Origin of the sequence: Zafaria sp. Z1313, from assembly GCF_050563205.1 — a bacterium.
Classification (GTDB): Bacteria; Actinomycetota; Actinomycetes; order Actinomycetales; family Micrococcaceae; genus JAZDCJ01.
The window spans coordinates 50975-67699 of the sequence record NZ_JBNWUK010000009.1 but is presented as its reverse complement, the minus strand read 5'-3'; the positions used below and the strand labels follow the sequence as shown (position 1 = coordinate 67699).

The following is a 16725-nucleotide window of genomic DNA, read 5'->3' as shown; positions in this document are numbered from 1 at the left end:
CGGGTGGGCCTGCACATAAAAAACGCCCCGGGCAGGTGCACGGGGCTTCGCCTGGCTCCGGGTTACCGGAGCGGCTTGGTTCGTTCACCTGCGTGGGCCGTCCTGAATGAGGAACTTTCGGATGCCGCCCCGGGCACCGGAGAATCCGGATTCCTGATGGGATGGCATCGACCGACGGTCTTTGGTGACTCAAGCATAACGTGGGGCCGCCGCGGCGGCCAAATCGAGGCCCTGGAACACGCGAAGGGTGCCTGGACGAACGAGGACCGGACCACCCGCGCCACTTGGGGGACAGCGGGGGTGGCCCGGCCTCTCTATTCGTTACGGTGCGGCTTGGGGGAACGCACCGTAACTCCATCGCAACCGGAGGCTTGGGGAACCTACCGGCGCGGACTGCGCTCGCACACGCAGGCTGGGATTGTGAATCACCAACACCACAAGGTTAGCAGCATGCGGGCCGCCTGAACCAACCTCTCACCGCCGATTCACCGCACTTTTTTGCCATGCGCCTTCGGAATGCACCGGCACGAATCCCATGGCGACGTTGATGGCGAGCATGTGCTCGTTTTCCTCGGCGTTCCACGTGTAGACGCGTCCGACATGGGGAAACGCTTCCAGCGTCCTCTTCAGGTTCACGGTCTTGACGAGCATGCCGAGCCGGTGGCCCCGGTGGCCGCCCATCACGAGGGTGTCCTCCTGATAGGCCACCGTGGGCTTCTCGCGCATGACAAGCAACACAGTAAAGGCCACCAGATCGCCGCTCGCGCGGTGCACGGCACACGTCGTGACGAGCTCGTTGTCCCGACGCTCGTCCCGGTCCTCGGCCGTGCGCAGCCGCGCCTCGTCCCAGACCGACTCCTCCCACTCGAGCCCGCCCAGGGGAGGATCGACGTCCATGCGCTCCACCATGCGGCAGTAGTCCTCGACGGCGTCCTCCGGGACGCGCCCGACCCAGCTGACGACGTCGTACTCCTCCTCCGACGCGGCCCTCGCCCGGGCCTCCAGGTCCTCGAGCAGCCCCGCGGGCCGCGGGAGGTCCATGCGGCTCACCCGCTCGACCTGCTTGAGCTCCATGCCCAGGGAGCGGGCGAACAACGTCGTCGGGGAATCGGCCGGCACGGCGCCGTCGCCCTTGCTCGGAAGCACGAGCGAGCCCTCGGGCCCCTCGCCCGGCAGCGGCGCCGTCGGATAGTCGACCCAGGCATTGAGCCGCGTGCGTCCGAGGTCCACGCACGCGTCCTCGGCCGCCCGGAAGAGCGCCGTGCCGATTCCCCGGCGCCGGTGCGCCGGGTCGACGGCGACATAGGCGATCGCCATGTCCGTGTTCTCGGCCAGCGGCAAGTGCACCGCGGCGACCCCGATGATCCTGCCGGCCCCGTCCCGTGCCGCGAAGCGCAGCGACCGCGTGTACGGCGTCTCCTCGTGGCCCACGAGCGCCCGTACCGGGCCCTCGATGAAGTCGCCATGGCCAAGGACCCCGGCCTGCGAGGACTCGACGAGCTCGACGGAGGCGATGTAGTCCCCGGCCCCGGGCGCGTCGAGCGACGGCGGGATGGGCAGCTCGGCGACGGTGAACCCGCGGGTGGCGGGGGCGGTGGTGTCCATGACGGTTCCTCGGCAAGGTAGGAGATGTGATTGAGATTTCTCAATCACACTTTAGACCCAGCCCGCGGAACCTGGCAATGGCCCCGGCGACAAAAAGCAGGGCCCGTTCCGCCGAAGCGGAACGGGCCCTGCCGGACCTGACCGGCCGTGCGGCCGGAGGGGGTCCTAGGCGCCGACGACCTTGGTCACGTTCGGGTCCACGGGGATGCCCGGGCCGAAGGTGGTGGAGACGGTGGCCTTCTGGATGTAGCGGCCCTTGGAAGCGGACGGCTTCAGGCGGAGCACTTCCTCCAGCGCCGCGGCGTAGTTCTCCGCGAGCTTGTCCTGCTCGAAGGAGACCTTGCCGATGATGAAGTGGAGGTTGGAGTGCTTGTCGACGCGGAAGTCGATCTTGCCGCCCTTGATGTCGTTGACGGCCTTGGCGACGTCCATGGTCACCGTGCCGACCTTCGGGTTCGGCATCAGGTTGCGGGGGCCGAGGACCTTGCCCAGGCGGCCGACCTTGCCCATGAGGTCCGGGGTCGCCACGGCGGCGTCGAAGTCGGTCCAGCCGCCCGCGATCTTCTCGATCAGGTCGTCGGAGCCGACGAAGTCGGCGCCGGCGGCGATCGCGGCCTCGGCCTTGTCGCCGTTCGCGAAGACCAGGACGCGGGCGGTCTTGCCCGTGCCGTGCGGGAGGTTCACCGTGCCGCGGACCATCTGGTCCGCCTTGCGCGGGTCGACGCCCAGGCGGAAGGCGACCTCGACGGTCGCGTCCGTCTTGGCGGAACCGGTCTCGCGGGCCAGGGCGATCGCCTCGACCGGGGTGTAGACCTTGTCGCCGTCGATCTTGGCGACGGCTGCCTCGTATGCTTTGCTGCGCTTTGCCATCTGCTTGTTCTCCTTATGCAGTCGTGGTCTCGTGGATCGCGCTCGACCCTGCCACTACGACGGCGGTGGCGCGCACCCTCGGTGCGTTTCGCCGTCGTTTCCTCTGGTTGGATTGCCTCCGGTGGGAGGCGGGGGTGGGTGTTAGCCCTCGACCGTGATGCCCATGGAGCGGGCGGTGCCGGCGATGATCTTGGCCGCGGCCTTGATGTCGTTGGCGTTGAGGTCTTCCATCTTGGTCGTCGCGATCTCCTCGACCTGCGCCTGGGTCAGCTTCGCCACCTTGTCGGTGTGCGGGGTGGCCGATCCCTTGGCGACGCCTGCGGCCTTCTTGATCAGCTCGGCTGCCGGCGGGGTCTTGGTGATGAAGGTGAAGGAGCGGTCTTCGTAGACCGTGATCTCCACGGGGATCACATTGCCGCGCTGCGCTTCGGTGGCGGCGTTGTAAGCCTTGCAGAACTCCATGATGTTGACACCGTGCTGACCAAGCGCGGGACCGATCGGCGGGGCCGGGTTGGCGGCACCTGCCTGGATCTGCAGCTTGATGAGGCCGGTGACCTTTTTCTTCGGGGCCATGTCGGGTCCTTCTTCTCATTGCGTTTCCCTGGGACACAGGAGCGTGCTCCAGGGGGTTGGCCGCCGTGGCGCGGCGGCCGGATCGCCGGCACCGGTAAAGCGGCCGGTGGAGGCGAGGTCTTGGGTGGCTACTGGATCTTGGTGACCTGGTTGAAGGACAGGGTCACCGGCGTCTCGCGCTCGAAGATCGAGACGAGGACCACCAGCTGCTGGGACTCCAGCTTGATCTCGGAGATCGTCGCCGGAAGGGTCTCGAACGGGCCGTCGTTGACGGTCACCGACTCGCCGACCGTGAAGTCGACGTTCACCTGGGTGATCGGAGCGCGGCCCGGCTTGGTGGACGCGGCCTGCTCCTCCGTGATGATCGTGTGCTCGAGCATCGAGAACACCTCGTCGAGGCTCAACGGCACCGGATCGTGGGCGTTGCCGACGAAGCCCGTCACGCCCGGGGTGTGGCGCACGGCGCCCCACGAGGCGTCGGTGAGCTCCATGCGCACGAGCACGTAGCCGGGAATGCGGACGCGGCGGACGATCTTGCGCGTCGTGTTCTTGATCTCCACGACCTCTTCCATCGGCACCTGGATCTCGTAGATGAAATCCTCCATGCCGAGGGTCTGGATGCGGGTCTCCAGGTTCACCTTCACGCGGTTCTCGTAGCCGGCGTAGGAGTGGATGACGTACCAGTCGCCCGGCTGGCGGCGCAGCTGGGTGCGGAACTCCTCCTTGGGGTCCACCTCCGGCGCGGCCTCGGCGCCTTCCGCGTCGTCCTCCCCGCCGAGCGCCTCGGCGTCGTCGTCTGCGGAGTCGGCGTAGTCGTCCGCCTCGTCCTGCCCGGCCTCCGCGTCGTCGCCGTCGGCTCCGGACACCACGTCCTCCGTGACGGCGTCCGCGGACGCGTCATCGCCGGAAACGACGGAATCGGCCGACGCCAGCTCGGCGTCGACCTCGGTGGCCTGGTCAGCGGACTCGCCGTTGACCTGCGCTTCGAGTTCCTTCTCGGACACTAGGGTTTCCTGCTTTCTTTGACGGTGACACCAGGGCGGTTCGCCGGGCGGCTCGGCCCGGCGGCTGACCTTACTGCTCCGGCGGATTCGTGAAGACGAAGATGGAGCCCTGGCCGAACACGAAGTCCAGAGCGGTGACGATCAGCATCACCACGATGACGAATCCCAGGACCATCAGGGTGTAGTTGACCAGTTCGCTGCGGGTCGGGGTGACGACCTTCTTCAGCTCGGCGACGACCTGGCGGAAGAACAGGAAGATGCGGGCGAAGAAGCCGCCCTTGTCCTTGGCGCCTTTCCGGTCCCGCGGTGCACCCTGCGGTTCGCCCGCAGCCGTTTCGGTCACTGTTCCTCGTTTCGCGTTTTCGCTTCTTGAAACAATCACGGTGCACCGCAGCCTGTCGGCCGCAACACACCGTGACGTGGATTTTGCCGAGCTTCTCACGGTGCGAACCGTGGGTTGCCACTGCGCAGGGCAGACAGGACTCGAACCTGCAACCTGCGGTTTTGGAGACCGCTGCGCTACCAATTGCGCCACTACCCTATGGATTGGAACCCGTTGTCCTGCGACGTGCCGGTGGGGGCGAGTGCGCAGTCCATCGAGGCGTATTCCAACACCGAGGAAACAGTCTACGCAATCCTGAAGCACAAGTCGAACCGGCGGCCGGGACGCAATCAGGTGATCGCGGCCCGCCTCGTGGCTAAGCTGGGAGGACGCGCCCACCCCACCCGTCAGGAAGCGAATCCATGTCCCGCATTTCCCGCCGCATCGGTTCCATCGCAGAATCCGCAACCCTCGCCGTCGACGCCAAGGCCAAGGCCCTCAAGGCGGCAGGCCGTCCCGTGATCGGCTTCGGCGCCGGCGAGCCGGACTTCCCGACGCCCGACTACGTGGTGGAGGCCGCCGTCGCCGCGGCCCGTGAACCGCGCTTCCACCGCTATTCCCCCGCGGCCGGCCTGCCCGAGCTCAAGGCCGCGATCGCCGAGAAGACGCTGCGCGATTCCGGCTACTCGATCGAGGCATCCCAGGTCCTCGTGACCAACGGCGGCAAGCAGGCCGTCTACAACGCGTTCGCGACGCTCCTGGATCCGGGCGACGAGGTCATCGTCCCCACGCCGTTCTGGACCACCTACCCGGAGGCCATCCGCCTCGCGGGCGGCGTGCCCGTCGAGGTCTTCGCCGGTCCGGAGCAGGGCTACCTCGTCACGGTCGAGCAGCTCGAGGCGGCCGTGACGGACCGCACCAAGGTGCTGCTGTTCGTCTCCCCGTCCAACCCCACCGGCGCCGTCTACACCCCGGAGCAGGTCGCCGAGATCGGACGCTGGGCCGCGGAGAAGGGCCTCTGGGTCGTCACCGACGAGATCTACGAGCACCTGACGTACGACGGCGCCGAGTTCACCTCGATCGCCACGGCCGCTCCCGAGCTCGGGGACCGCGTCGTGATCCTCAACGGTGTCGCCAAGACCTACGCCATGACCGGCTGGCGTGTGGGATGGATGGCCGGCCCGGCCGACGTCGTCAAGGCCGCCACGAACCTCCAGTCCCACGCGACCTCCAACGTCTCCAACGTGTCCCAGATGGCGGCCCTAGCCGCCGTCTCCGGTCCGCTCGACGCCGTGGCCGAGATGCGCGTCGCCTTCGACCGCCGCCGCCAGGCCATGGTCGCGGCCCTCAACGCGATCGACGGCGTCGAGTGCCCCGTCCCGCAAGGCGCCTTCTACGCCTACGCCGACGTGCGCGGCCTCCTGGGCCGTGAGATCGACGGCGTTCGTCCGGCCACCTCGGCGGAGCTCGCGGCCCTGATCCTGGACAAGGCCGAGGTCGCGATCGTTCCGGGCGAGGCGTTCGGCCCCTCCGGCTACGTCCGGCTCTCCTACGCGCTCGGCGACGCCGACCTCGCCGAGGGCGTCGGCCGGATCCAGGACCTCCTCGGCCGCGCCAAGTAGGCCCGGCGCCGTAGACCGGACGCCATAGCCCGGGCAGCGGCCGCCCGGGTCAACCGGCGAACCACGCGTCGACCTCCTCGACGGCCCGCTGCGGTTTCCGGAGCACCCACCGCGCCGGGATCCTGAGCAGGTGCCTCCGGGCGCGGCTCGCCGCGTTGCCCCGCCGGCGGTTGCGCGCCGGGGTCGACGCGGTCGAGGATCCGCCGGGCCGAGGACGAGCCGGGACCGAGGACCCGCTGACGCGCGTCGTCCATCGTGAAGAGGCCGCGGTTCACGGCCGACTCGACCGTCACGAGGGCCTCCAGTTCCGGCAGGCACCGCATGACCTGGCCGAGGACCTGCCCCACGGGGAGCACGTCGTCGAGGCGGGCGAGAAGATGCAGGACGACGGGCGGTGCCTCCGGCCACGGCCGCCGCGGCCTCGCCATCCGGGTCGCCACGTGCACGGATGCCCCCGGCCGCCAGATGGACAGCCCCATCGCCTCGGCAGCCGTGACGCAGGCGGGCGCTCCGCGCATCTCCCGAGCCACCACGCTGGCCCACGGCATGCCGGGGACGTAGAGGAGCCCGGACGGCGTCCGTTCGACGGCGGGTCCCAGAGGGGGCTCCTCCAGTGCACGCCATCCCACGCCGGCCGCCCGCAGCTCCCGGGCGCTGGCCGGCCTGCCCCACTCCTCCAGGACCGATTCGACGGATGGCCCCCCTCGTCGCGCCATGCCCCCACCCTGCCACCGGCTCCCTGCCCCGGGCGCGGCCAGCGGCCCCCTGTGGAGAACCGGAGCCTGGTTCCCGGTGCAGGGACCGCGGTGGAGGCCAAGTGCAGGGCGGCAGACCACGCGCGGGGCGCGCCTACAGGATCCGCCGGTCCACGGCCCAGCGGGTCAGCTCGTGACGGTTGGAGAGCTGGAGCTTGCGCAAGACGGAGGACACATGGGTCTCGACGGTCTTGACGGAGATGAACAGGTCCTTGGCCACTTCCTTGTAGCTGTAGCCGCGCGCGATGAGCCGCATGACCTCGAGTTCCCGCGCCGAGAGCAGATCCAGCTCGTCGTCGGCGCTCACCGCGGCGCTCGTGCCGAAGGCGTCCAGGACGAACCCGGCCAGCCGCGGCGAGAAGACGGCGTCTCCCCCGGCGATGCGCTCCACGGCGTCCGAGATCTCGCGTCCTGACGCCGACTTGGTGATGTAGCCGCGCGCGCCGGCGCGGATCACGGTCACGACGTCCTCCGCGGCATCGGAGACGCTCAAGGCCAGGAACCGCACGTCCCCCAGCATCCCGGCACACGCGGCCAGGACCTCCGCTCCCCCGCCCCCGCGCCCACCGGGCAGGTGCACGTCGAGGAGGACGACGGCGGGGCGCAGCTCGGTCACGGCGCGCACGGCCCCTTCGACCGTTCCGGCCTCGCCGACGACCTGGATGCGCTCGTCGAGGTCCGCCTTGAGCCCTGAGCGGAAGATGGCGTGGTCGTCGATGACGACCACCGGGATCGGGGTGCTGCTCATGGGGTGCCTGCCTTGTCTTCGGTTCCGTCGGGTTCGTGGGGCATGGACAGCCGGACCTCGGTGCCGTCCGGGGAGCTGCGGATCGCGGCGCTGCCGCCGTTGCGCTGCATCCGCCCGATGATCGATTCGCGGACGCCGAGCCGGTCCTCCCCGACGGCGTCGACGTCGAAGCCCCGCCCGCGGTCCCGGACGAACACGTCGACCCCGTCCGCGCGCGCCTCGACGTAGACGGACACGGTCCCCCCGGCGTGCTTGGCGGCGTTGAGCATGGCCTCGCGCGTCGCCTGCAGGAGCGCGTCGTGCCCCAGCAGCCCGGAGAGCCGGCCCACCACGACGACCTCGATCACGGCGTCGTGCGATTCCTCGAGCCGGGCCGCCTCGCCCCGCACGGCCTCGCCGATGTCGCCTTCGGCCGACGGCGCGTCCTGGTAGAGCCATTGGCGCAGCTCGCGTTCCTGGGCGCGGGCGAGCCGCAGGACCTGGGCCTCGTCCCCCGCGCGCTTCTGGATCAGGGCCAGGGTCTGCAGCACGGAATCGTGCAGGTGCGCGGCGATCTCGGCCCGCTCGGACGCGCGGATGCGGGAGGCACGCTCCGCGGCGTAGTCACGCCAGAACCCCAGGCCCCACGGCAGCAGGACCAGGACGACGCCGGCCAGGACGACGAGCGAGACGAGCGCCCCGGTCCACAGCGATTCGACGCTGACCGCGCCGGAGACGAGGAAGACGAGGCCGACGACGACGAGGCCGAGACCTCCCACGAGTCGCGCGACGCCGGCGGCCCCCTGGGCGCCCATGCTGCGCTTGAGCCCGTCGCGCCGCACCGTGTCGAGCTGCAGCCAGGCGATGATGGCCCCGGCGACGACGATGACGAGCGGCCAGAGCAGGTTCCAGGCGATCGCGAGCCCCTGCATCTGCGCCACGAGCAGGGCGCCGACGCCCAGGAGCGCGACGCCGAGCAGGACTTCCCGCGCGGCGGTCCGGCCGAAGGGTCCGGACGCGGCGCCCTGGGCACCCAGGCGTTCGGCGAGGCTCGTGCGCCTCCCGGCGCCGTCCCGCTCGGCGTCCTCGGCATTGGGCAGCAGGATCCACAGCCACGCGTAGAGCAGGAGCCCGGGCCCGAACACGGCGGCGACGGCCATGGCGATCCGGACCGGGCGCACCTCGAGGCCCAGGTGCCGCGCGATCCCCGCGCACACCCCGGCCACCAGGCGGGTCCCGCCACGGACCAGCGGCGGGCGGTCGATCGTCTCGGTCATGCCTCCATCCAAGCACGCCGGGCACGGGTTCAGGGGCCGGCTCAGGGGAGAACCCGTGGGGGCCCGGGGCACGTTCAGGGTCGGTTCAGGGTGGCCCCTCATGGCGGCGCGGGCGGCGGCTGGGAAGGATGGTGGGTATGGAAAACGCACCTGTTGAGAGTTCCTCCTTCCGCTGGGTCCGGGGGCTGGGCGTGAAGCGCAGCGAGGACCGCTGGCTTGGCGGCGTCGCGGCCGGCATCGGCCGCCGCTTCGGCATCGACCCCGTCCTGTCCCGCGGCATCGTGGTGGTGCTGGCGCTCTTCACGGGCATCGGCGTCCTCGCCTACGGCCTGGCCTGGGCGCTGCTGCCCGGTCCCGACGGCCGGATCCACGCCCAGGAAGCCGGCCGGGGTCGCTGGAGCGGGGGCATGACCGGCGCGCTCGTCGTCTCGGTCCTGGGCCTGTTCGGCTTCTCCGGCCCGTTCGAGCCCTGGGCCGCGTCCGGCTGGTACAGCTGGTGGGGCGGGGCCTTCTGGACCGCCGTCGTCGCCGCGCTGGTGATCTGGGCGATCGCGTCCTCGCGCTCCCGGAACGCCGGCAGTGCGGGGTACGACGCCGGGGCCCCCTTCCCCGCGCACGGCACCCCTCCCGACCCCGGGCGGGGCGACGCCCCGGGAGACGGTTCCGGCTCCCCCGGGGGCGACGCTTCCGGCAGCTACGCCTCCGACGCCTCCGGCGAGCGCCCCGGAGCGGAGCCCCATCCGTCTCCCGCCGGGGGCGCCACCGCCGGGTCCGACGACGCCCGCGGCCAGGCCACGGCGTCGTACCCCTTCGCCGACGGCGGGCACACCACCCCGATCACCACCCCCTTGAACGAAAGCGAGGCCGACATGGACCGGCCCCACGGATTCGCCTCCACTCCCGCCGGCGACGGCCCCACGGGCCGGGTCGACGGCGGCTCCTACTCCCCGACGCTGCCCCTCGGCGCGACGGCCTACGACGTCCCGCCCCCGCCGCCCGCGCCGGCCCCCCCGACGGGTCCGACGACTCCGGCGCTGTCCGGATCGACGACGGCGATCGTGCTGGGCCTGGCCGTCCTGGCCGCGGGCGGCACGGTGCTGGCCGAGCTGCTGGACCTGATCGACCTCGGCGGCAAGACGGCCGCGGTGGCCATGGCGGTAGCGCTCGTCATCCTCGGCGCCGGGCTCGTCGGCGCGGCGCTGCGGCGCCACACGGGGGGCGGGCTGACCGGCTGGGCCGTCGTCGCGCTCGTCCCGGCGCTCCTGATCGGGGGCATGACCGCCAACTCGGTGGTCCACCAGCGCGGCGTGTTCGGCGTGAACCTGCCCGTGGAGATCGAGGAGAACGGCAGCTACACCTACGTCTTCGCCAACAGCGACCTCGACCTCACGCACTACGGCCGGGAGCTCGAGCGCGACACGACCCTCGAAGTGGCCACGGTGTTCAGCAACGCCTCGATCACCGTTCCCGACAACATCCCCGTGGTCATCAAGGCGTCGAGCGCGTTCTACAACCTCGAGGTCCACCGTGCATCCGGCACCGTCCGCTACTCCGGGATCGGCAGCCAGGACAACATCCAGGTCAACCCAGAGGCCGAGGGCCCCACCTTGACCATCATCCTCAACGGCGCCTTCAACAGCGTCGAGGTCGACACCCAGGAGGTCACGCGATGAACGACTACACCAGCCCCGAGGACACCCAGCGGCAGGATCCGGGGCAGGAGGAGGTCCGGCTTCCGGTCGGGACGCTCGTGTTCGGGCTCGTCGTCGTCGCGATCGGCCTGCTGATGCTCGTCTCCCTGCTCTACAGCTTCACGCTGGACCCGGCCATCACGATCGTCTCGCTCGTCGTCGGCGCCGGGCTGCTGCTCGTCATCGGCGGCATCGCGAGCGGCCGGCGTCGACAGCGCGGCTGAGCCCCGCCCGAGCGGGGCGGCCGGCCCGCACCCCGCGGCCGGCCGCCCCGCACCCTTTTCCCCGACACCACCGACATGAAAGGCTGTCACCCATGGACTCCTTCTTCTCCACCCTCCGCTCCATCCCCTTCCGCCGCGGACCGCAGCGGATCCTCGGCGGAATCGCCGGGGGCATCGCCGCCAAGACCGGATGGGACGTGACGCTGGTCCGGATCGCGATCCTGTTGAGCTTCCTGCTCCCCTTCGTCGGGATCGCCACCTACCTCGTGGCCTGGCTGCTCCTGCCCTACCAGGACGGTTCCATCCCGCTCGAGAAGTTCATCGGCCAGCGCCCGTAGCACCCCGGCCACCCCTCACGCCGACCGCCCCGCGGGCCGCGCCACCGAAGCGCGGCCCGCGTGGCGTGGTCATGTGGTGGCCGTTACATCACACTGCTTGCTAGCATCGGGGCAGGGCCCAGCGTCGTGCTCACCACTTGGACCCCTGACGGGGCGAGCACCAGACGAAAGCTGAACACACCACATGCGCATCGGTATCCTCACCAGCGGCGGCGACTGCCCCGGCCTGAACGCGGTCATCCGCGGGGCCGTCCTGAACGGCATCAAGAGCTACGACCATGAGTTCGTCGGGTTCCTCGACGGCTGGCGCGGCGTCGTCGACGGCGACATCGTGGAGCTTCCCCGTCAGCGCGTCCGCGGCATCTCCAAGCAGGGCGGAACCATCATCGGCACGTCGCGCACCAACCCCTTCGAGGGCGAGAACGGCGGCCCGGACAACATCCGCGCGACCCTCGACCGCCTCGGCGTCGACGCCGTGATCGCGATCGGCGGCGAGGGCACCCTCGCGGCCGCGAAGCGTCTCACGGACGCCGGGCTTCCGATCATCGGCGTCCCGAAGACCATCGACAACGACCTCGACGCCACGGACTACACGTTCGGCTTCGACACCGCCGTCTCGATCGCGACCGAGGCGATCGACCGGTTGCGCACGACGGGCGAGTCCCACCACCGGTGCATGGTGGCCGAGGTCATGGGCCGCCACGTCGGCTGGATCGCGCTGCACTGCGGCATGGCCGCCGGCGCCCACGCGATCCTCATTCCGGAGCAGTCGGTGACCATGGAGCAGGTCAACGCGTGGGTCCTCGAGGCCCACGAGCGCGGCCGCGCACCGCTCGTCGTCGTCGCCGAGGGCTGGGTCCCGGAGGGCGCTGACGAGGCCTACTCGGACCGAGGCCTGGACGCCTTCGGCCGGCCGCGCCTGGGCGGGATCGGCGACCAGCTGGCGGAGCGGATCGAGTACGGCACGGGCATCGAGACCCGCGCGACGGTGCTGGGCCACATCCAGCGCGGAGGCGTCCCGACGGCCTACGACCGCGTCCTGGCCACCCGCCTCGGCATGGCCGCCGCCGACGCCGTCCAGGACAAGGCCTGGGGCAACATGGTGGCCCTGCGCGGCACCCACATCAACCGCGTCCCCTTCCAGGCCGCCCTGAACAACCTCAAGCGCGTCCCCCAGCACCGCTACGACGAGGCCGCGATCCTCTTCGGCTGAGCACCGCCGCGCGGAACGGCCGGGGCTAGGCTGGCGAGCATGGAACTGGAATCGGGAACCCGCGCGATCATCGCCCTGGCGTGGGCGCGCCGGCTGGGGCTGGCGGATTCGGCCCTGCAGGACGCGGCGCTCGGGGCAGCCGCGGAGCGGCTCACGGTGGAGTCGGACGACGGAACGGTGCGCTTCCTGCGGCTCCTGCGCGGCTCGGTGCTGTGCGCGCCGGCCTGGTTCCTGGAGGCGTCCGGGGCGTACGACGACGATGCCCTCGCCCAGGAGTCGGGGCTCGTGCAGCTCGTCCGCGCCCACGGCGGCAGCGACGGGACCCGCGGCATCGGCGAGGAGGCCCTGTACTACGTCGACGAGCCGCTCGACGTCGCCGAATCGGACACGACCGTGGTCTCCTTCGATCCCGCCCATGCCCACGAGCTCGAGGCCGCGTGCCCGCGGGACGATGTGTCCGGGATCGACCTCGCCCGGCGCGCCAGCACCTTCACCCTCCTGGCCGAGGAGGGCCACGCCCCGCTCGCGGGGGCCGGCTTCGACGTCTGGGAGGGCCTCATCGCGGACGTAGGGGTACTGACCGTGCCGCCGCTGCGCCGCCACGGCCTGGCCAGCTACATCGCGGCGGTGGCCGTGGACGAGGCGCTCTCCGAGGGCTACATCCCGCAGTGGCGGGCCGCCGTGAGCCACCGCGCCGCGCACCTGACCGCGGACGGATTGGGGTTCGTCCTCACGGGGTCGCTGACGCAAGCCAGGATCTGACCCGGAGCCGGGCCACCGGGACACGGGCCACCCGGGTCCCGCCCCGGCGTCGTCCGGCGGTTCCCGGCGTTGCTACCGCGGGCCGCGGAGGAAGCCCTGCTGGCGCCCGACGACCTGCCCGGCATCCGGGGCGACGACGATCTGCTGCGTCGCCGGATAGGAGTCGTCGCCGGAGCGGACGGTGAGTTCGGCGTCGGGGTCCGTGGACCTCTTGAGGACCGCGAGCGCGATCGGACCCGCCTCGTGGTGCAGCGCGGCGGACGTCAGGCGGCCGACGACCTTGCCGCCGAGGACCACCTCGCTGCCGGGCTCGGGCAGCGTGTGGAGGCTGCCGTCGAGGTCGAGGAAGACGAGGCGGCGCGGCGGGTGGCCCAGGTTGTGCACGCGCGCGACCGTTTCCTGGCCCTTGTAGCAGCCCTTGCTCAGATGCACGGCGGTGCGCAGCAGATCCAGTTCGTGCGGGATGGTCTTCTCGTCCGTGTCCACGCCCATGCGGGGCCGCCACGCGGCGATGCGCAGCGCCTCGACGGCCAGCGTCCCGGCGAGCGGCAGCCCCTGAACGGCGTCCTCGAGGCCGGCGGCGGGGACGAGGTACTCGAGCCACGTGCGCCCGGCCGCGGGATGCCCGCCGGTGGAATAGGCGTAGCCGCCGTCGCTGACGCCGGGCCACGGATCCCGCCAGACGGTGTTCCCGGCGAGGCCGGGCAGCTCGCGCGCTGAGCCGACGACGGCCCATTCCGCGCTCGCGTCGGCGACCTCGACGCGGAGCATGAACCGCATCGAGTCGAGCCAGGCGGCGAGCGGTGCCGCCTCGTCGCGCTCGACGACGAGCCACGTCGTCGCGCCGTCGTCGACGACGCGGCAGTCGTGCTCGATCCGGCCCTGCAGGTTCAGGAAGAGGGCCTCGGTGGACGCTCCCGGACTCAGCGAGGTGGTGGCCTGCGAGGAGAGCGTGTTGAGCCAGCCCAGGCGATCGGGCCCGGCGACCGTGACGACGCCGCGGTGGGACAGGTCCGCCACGGCCTCCCCGGCTTCGAGGCGGCGCTGTTCGGGAAGGGGCTCGCCGTAGTGCGCGGCGACGCCCGCGTCGGGCCCCGAGCCCTCGACGGCGCCGGGGCGGGACAGCAGCGGGGAGCGGCGGGACATCAGGAGCCCTTCTTGAGCGCCGCGGAGGCGTGGGCCTTGAGCCCGGACCCGTCGACGGCCACGTCCCAGCGCCAGAAGAGGTCGCCGTTGACGAGTCCGTAGATGCGGGTCGCGGAGGCGTAGTCCTTGGCGTTGGTCCCGCGCATCACGAGGTCGGTGGCGAGCTGGATCTTGGGGCCGGCGATCACGCCGTAGTAGAGCTCGCTCACCCCGCCCGGGTGCACCACGTTGACCTGCAGGTTGAACCCGCCCTCGGGATTGCGCAGCTTCTCGACGTCCTCGGCGTTGCGGAGGGCGGGGACGATCTCGGCCGGGACCATGCCGGGCCCGCCGTCGGAATCGACCTGCTGCCGGTCCAGCGACCAGAACCCCGTCTCGACGGTGAGCGGGCGGAGGCGCGCCCCGGATTCGTCGGTCAGCCAGCTCTCGGCCCGGTACTCGAGGTAGGGCAGGCCACGCTGGGTGAACTCGACGCGCTGGGCGAAGAAGGCGTCGTCGCCCTCACCCTCGCCTAGCCGACCGGTGCCTTCCCAGACGCCGAGCAGCCAGGACAGCGGAACGAGCTCGGGCGTGAGGTCCGTGGGGATGTCGATCGCCATGGATGCGGTCCCTGGGGCTACTTCTGGCCCTTGAACAGGCGGGATACCACGAGCCCGGCGAAGGCGGCCATGCCGATGCCCGCGACGACGAGGAGGCCGATGAAGAAGATTTCCAGAGCCAGGTAGTTATCATGCATGGCTCCATACTAGCCCGGGCTCCGTGCGGGCCCCGACCCGTGTGACGCGTCGCATGGGGACCGCCCGGCACCCCGCGCGTCAGCGCAGGACGAGCCGTTCGACGAAGTACAGGGGCGCGCCGGAGGCGAGGACGGGCAGGAGACCGGTCGCGATGGCGCCGGTCGTCGTGGACGGGCCGCCTTCCGAGACGACGAGTGCGCGGGCGCCGGCCACGACGACGCCCGCGACCGCGCCGACGACGACGGCGGGCCACAACCCGACGTCGGCCACGAGGATGCTCGCAGTGCCGGCGACGAGCGCCGCGACCACGAGGGCCAGGGGGCCCGTGATGCGGTCCGGCCAGCGGATCGACGAGACCAGGACGGCGGCGGCCAGGCCCAGCCCGGACAGCAGCATGAGTGAGGAGTTGGAGGCGTTCGGGGCCAAGCGGTCCGCCGCGACCCAGCCGGAGCCGAGGACCGCGACGAGGACGCCGGCCATCCCGCCGAGCGTGGACTCGAGGCGCTTGCGCTCGCCCGTGCCGCGCAACAACTGCACCATGAAGATGCCGAGCGTGCCGACGGCCGCACAGGAGGCCATCCAGAACATCGGCTGCGGCATCGGGGTCGAGGCGGCGAGCGTGGCGGCCGCGAGGCCGGACACGCCGATGACCCCGGACAGGGCCCAGGGCGCGGGCAGGTCCAGCAGGCGCGGCCAGCCGGCCGCGAAGACGAGCACGCCCACGGCCGCGACGAGCCAGACGGCCGGTCCGGAGACGGACGGCGTCCCGGCGTAGCTCGCGGCCACGAGCAGGGCGGTGGCAAGCAGGGCGGTCCCGGCGGTGGTCTTGGTCCTCACGCCTCCATCCTGCCCTATCGCCTCCCTGCCCGCTCCCCTGCCGGCCCCCGCCGCCCCTGACCGTCCCGGGCCGCGTCCCGGTGATGTCCCCCGGGATGTCCCCTGGATGTCACCGCGGTGTCCCGGCCGTAGCCCCGCGATGGCGCGCCGGTGGCGGGGATGTGTCCGTCCCGTGACGCGGCGGAACCTCCCGGAGGACGGTCCCGATCTATACTGGAGCAACCCCGGACCCAACGGCGAGCTTCGGTTCAAGAGGCCGTGAGGAGGCGCGGAATGGCCAGCATCATGCTCCTGACCAACGCAGCAGGACCGTCGATCGACGTGCTCCCGGCGTTGGAGCTGCTTTCCCACGAGGTGAGGATCTTCCCGGCGTCCGCGACGGCGCTCCTGGACGCCGAGCGCGCCGACGTCGTCATGGTCGACGCCCGCAAGGACCTCTCCGGCTCCCGTTCCCTGTGCCAGCTGCTGCGCACGACCGGCCTCTCGGCCCCCGTCATCCTGATCCTCACCGAGGGCGGCATGGCCGCGGTCTCCTCGCTCTGGCAGGCAGACGACGTGGTCCTGGACACCGCGGGCCCCGCCGAGGTCGAGGCGCGGCTGCGCCTGGCCACCGTCAAGCCGTCCGATTCCGGCGGCGACCCGTCGGAGATCCGCGCGGCCGGCGTCGTCATCGACGAGGCGAGCTACACCGCCAAGGTCCACGGCGAGCCCCTGAACCTGACCTACAAGGAGTTCGAGCTCCTGAAGTACCTCGCGCAGCATCCGGGCCGCGTCTTCACGCGCGACCAGCTCCTGCACGAGGTCTGGGGCTACGACTACTACGGCGGCACGCGCACCGTCGACGTCCACGTCCGGCGCCTGCGCGCCAAGCTCGGCGCGGACCACGAGCAACTCATCGGCACGGTCCGCAACGTCGGGTACCGCTTCGCGAACGCCCGCTCCGGCGCCGAGGAGGGCGCGGTCGTCGACGCGGGCTGAGCCCCGGCCCGCACTCCCCTTCGCCCGGCGCCCGGCGCTATGTT

Annotated in this window: 17 protein-coding genes and 1 tRNA gene; 7 read left to right on the top strand and 11 right to left on the bottom strand. The window is 71.4% G+C overall.

All coding sequences use genetic code 11. From position 1 onward, the window contains the following. Positions 1 to 474: 474 nt before the first annotated feature. From ACQ3I4_RS10425 to ACQ3I4_RS10400, 6 genes are all read right to left on the bottom strand, one after another. Entirely contained in the window at positions 475 to 1605 is a 1131-nt protein-coding gene (locus ACQ3I4_RS10425) for a GNAT family N-acetyltransferase (protein WP_329860628.1), read from the bottom strand. A 165-nt stretch (positions 1606 to 1770) separates the two neighbouring features. After that, positions 1771 to 2475, bottom strand: a complete 705-nt coding sequence (rplA, locus tag ACQ3I4_RS10420) for a 50S ribosomal protein L1 (protein WP_329860630.1) — start codon at positions 2473 to 2475, stop codon at positions 1771 to 1773. A 141-nt stretch (positions 2476 to 2616) separates the two neighbouring features. Further along, entirely contained in the window at positions 2617 to 3048 is a 432-nt protein-coding gene (gene rplK / locus ACQ3I4_RS10415; RefSeq protein WP_329860632.1) for a 50S ribosomal protein L11, read from the bottom strand. Between the two features lie 128 nt (positions 3049 to 3176). After that, positions 3177 to 4052 carry a transcription termination/antitermination protein NusG gene (gene nusG, locus ACQ3I4_RS10410; RefSeq protein WP_329860634.1) on the bottom strand — a complete coding sequence of 292 codons (876 nt, stop codon included), beginning with the start codon at positions 4050 to 4052 and terminating at the stop codon, positions 3177 to 3179. A 70-nt stretch (positions 4053 to 4122) separates the two neighbouring features. After that, positions 4123 to 4395: a preprotein translocase subunit SecE gene (gene secE / locus ACQ3I4_RS10405; protein WP_329860635.1), complete on the bottom strand. Its 273-nt coding sequence runs from the start codon at positions 4393 to 4395 to the stop codon at positions 4123 to 4125. 125 nt (positions 4396 to 4520) lie between these two features. Then, positions 4521 to 4593: transfer RNA gene (locus ACQ3I4_RS10400), tRNA-Trp, on the bottom strand. Positions 4594 to 4796: 203 nt separating this feature from the next. Here ACQ3I4_RS10400 and ACQ3I4_RS10395 point away from each other — a divergent pair. Next, a complete protein-coding gene (locus ACQ3I4_RS10395) occupies positions 4797 to 5996 on the top strand; it encodes a pyridoxal phosphate-dependent aminotransferase (RefSeq protein ID WP_329860637.1) in 1200 nt (399 codons plus the stop codon). Between the two features lie 849 nt (positions 5997 to 6845). Here ACQ3I4_RS10395 and ACQ3I4_RS10390 read toward each other — a convergent pair. Next, positions 6846 to 7499, bottom strand: coding sequence for a response regulator transcription factor (locus ACQ3I4_RS10390; RefSeq protein ID WP_329860640.1), 654 nt, complete (start codon positions 7497 to 7499; stop codon positions 6846 to 6848). Next, a complete protein-coding gene (locus ACQ3I4_RS10385; protein WP_329860641.1) occupies positions 7496 to 8755 on the bottom strand; it encodes an ATP-binding protein in 1260 nt (419 codons plus the stop codon). Before ACQ3I4_RS10385 ends, ACQ3I4_RS10390 begins: the two co-directional genes overlap by 4 nt. A 137-nt stretch (positions 8756 to 8892) precedes the next feature. Here ACQ3I4_RS10385 and ACQ3I4_RS10380 point away from each other — a divergent pair, with 137 nt between their 5' ends. The 5 genes from ACQ3I4_RS10380 to ACQ3I4_RS10360 all read left to right on the top strand — a co-directional run bounded on the left by ACQ3I4_RS10380 (position 8893) and on the right by ACQ3I4_RS10360 (position 12983). After that, the gene (locus ACQ3I4_RS10380) at positions 8893 to 10428 is read left to right on the top strand and encodes a PspC domain-containing protein (RefSeq protein WP_329860643.1); all 1536 of its coding nucleotides are present in this window, start codon (positions 8893 to 8895) and stop codon (positions 10426 to 10428) included. Then, positions 10425 to 10670 carry a hypothetical protein gene (locus ACQ3I4_RS10375; protein WP_329860644.1) on the top strand — a complete coding sequence of 82 codons (246 nt, stop codon included), beginning with the start codon at positions 10425 to 10427 and terminating at the stop codon, positions 10668 to 10670. The genes ACQ3I4_RS10380 and ACQ3I4_RS10375 overlap by 4 nt, the downstream gene beginning before the upstream one ends. 92 nt (positions 10671 to 10762) lie before the next feature. Further along, on the top strand, positions 10763 to 11008 hold the full coding sequence (locus ACQ3I4_RS10370; RefSeq protein WP_329860645.1) for a PspC domain-containing protein: 246 nt from the start codon (positions 10763 to 10765) through the stop codon (positions 11006 to 11008). A gap of 184 nt (positions 11009 to 11192) precedes the next feature. Next, entirely contained in the window at positions 11193 to 12221 is a 1029-nt protein-coding gene (locus tag ACQ3I4_RS10365; RefSeq protein ID WP_329860646.1) for a 6-phosphofructokinase, read from the top strand. Positions 12222 to 12260: 39 nt separating this feature from the next. Beyond that, complete coding sequence (locus ACQ3I4_RS10360) at positions 12261 to 12983, top strand: GNAT family N-acetyltransferase (protein WP_329860647.1); 723 nt, start codon at positions 12261 to 12263, stop codon at positions 12981 to 12983. Positions 12984 to 13055: 72 nt separating this feature from the next. On the opposite strand, the gene ACQ3I4_RS10355 is transcribed toward ACQ3I4_RS10360, so the two are convergent. From ACQ3I4_RS10355 to ACQ3I4_RS10345, 3 genes are all read right to left on the bottom strand, one after another. Continuing rightward, positions 13056 to 14129: a YgfZ/GcvT domain-containing protein gene (locus tag ACQ3I4_RS10355; protein WP_329860649.1), complete on the bottom strand. Its 1074-nt coding sequence runs from the start codon at positions 14127 to 14129 to the stop codon at positions 13056 to 13058. After that, positions 14129 to 14728 carry an FABP family protein gene (locus tag ACQ3I4_RS10350; protein ID WP_329860651.1) on the bottom strand — a complete coding sequence of 200 codons (600 nt, stop codon included), beginning with the start codon at positions 14726 to 14728 and terminating at the stop codon, positions 14129 to 14131. Before ACQ3I4_RS10350 ends, ACQ3I4_RS10355 begins: the two co-directional genes overlap by 1 nt. Before the next feature lie 216 nt (positions 14729 to 14944). Continuing rightward, entirely contained in the window at positions 14945 to 15703 is a 759-nt protein-coding gene (locus ACQ3I4_RS10345) for a hypothetical protein (protein ID WP_329860652.1), read from the bottom strand. 273 nt (positions 15704 to 15976) lie between these two features. On the opposite strand from ACQ3I4_RS10345, the gene ACQ3I4_RS10340 reads away from it, so the two are divergent. Beyond that, a complete protein-coding gene (locus ACQ3I4_RS10340) occupies positions 15977 to 16681 on the top strand; it encodes a winged helix-turn-helix transcriptional regulator (RefSeq protein ID WP_329860653.1) in 705 nt (234 codons plus the stop codon). Positions 16682 to 16725 lie beyond the last annotated feature (44 nt).

Coding starts and splice junctions, on each gene's coding strand:
- ACQ3I4_RS10425 (WP_329860628.1), bottom strand. CDS start 1,605: ATGGACACCACCGCCCCCGCCACCCGCGGGTTCACCGTCGCCGAGCTG.
- rplA (WP_329860630.1), bottom strand. CDS start 2,475: ATGGCAAAGCGCAGCAAAGCATACGAGGCAGCCGTCGCCAAGATCGAC.
- rplK (WP_329860632.1), bottom strand. CDS start 3,048: ATGGCCCCGAAGAAAAAGGTCACCGGCCTCATCAAGCTGCAGATCCAG.
- ACQ3I4_RS10395 (WP_329860637.1), top strand. CDS start 4,797: ATGTCCCGCATTTCCCGCCGCATCGGTTCCATCGCAGAATCCGCAACC.
- ACQ3I4_RS10390 (WP_329860640.1), bottom strand. CDS start 7,499: ATGAGCAGCACCCCGATCCCGGTGGTCGTCATCGACGACCACGCCATC.
- ACQ3I4_RS10385 (WP_329860641.1), bottom strand. CDS start 8,755: ATGACCGAGACGATCGACCGCCCGCCGCTGGTCCGTGGCGGGACCCGC.
- ACQ3I4_RS10380 (WP_329860643.1), top strand. CDS start 8,893: ATGGAAAACGCACCTGTTGAGAGTTCCTCCTTCCGCTGGGTCCGGGGG.
- ACQ3I4_RS10375 (WP_329860644.1), top strand. CDS start 10,425: ATGAACGACTACACCAGCCCCGAGGACACCCAGCGGCAGGATCCGGGG.
- ACQ3I4_RS10370 (WP_329860645.1), top strand. CDS start 10,763: ATGGACTCCTTCTTCTCCACCCTCCGCTCCATCCCCTTCCGCCGCGGA.
- ACQ3I4_RS10365 (WP_329860646.1), top strand. CDS start 11,193: ATGCGCATCGGTATCCTCACCAGCGGCGGCGACTGCCCCGGCCTGAAC.
- ACQ3I4_RS10360 (WP_329860647.1), top strand. CDS start 12,261: ATGGAACTGGAATCGGGAACCCGCGCGATCATCGCCCTGGCGTGGGCG.
- ACQ3I4_RS10355 (WP_329860649.1), bottom strand. CDS start 14,129: ATGTCCCGCCGCTCCCCGCTGCTGTCCCGCCCCGGCGCCGTCGAGGGC.
- ACQ3I4_RS10350 (WP_329860651.1), bottom strand. CDS start 14,728: ATGGCGATCGACATCCCCACGGACCTCACGCCCGAGCTCGTTCCGCTG.
- ACQ3I4_RS10340 (WP_329860653.1), top strand. CDS start 15,977: ATGGCCAGCATCATGCTCCTGACCAACGCAGCAGGACCGTCGATCGAC.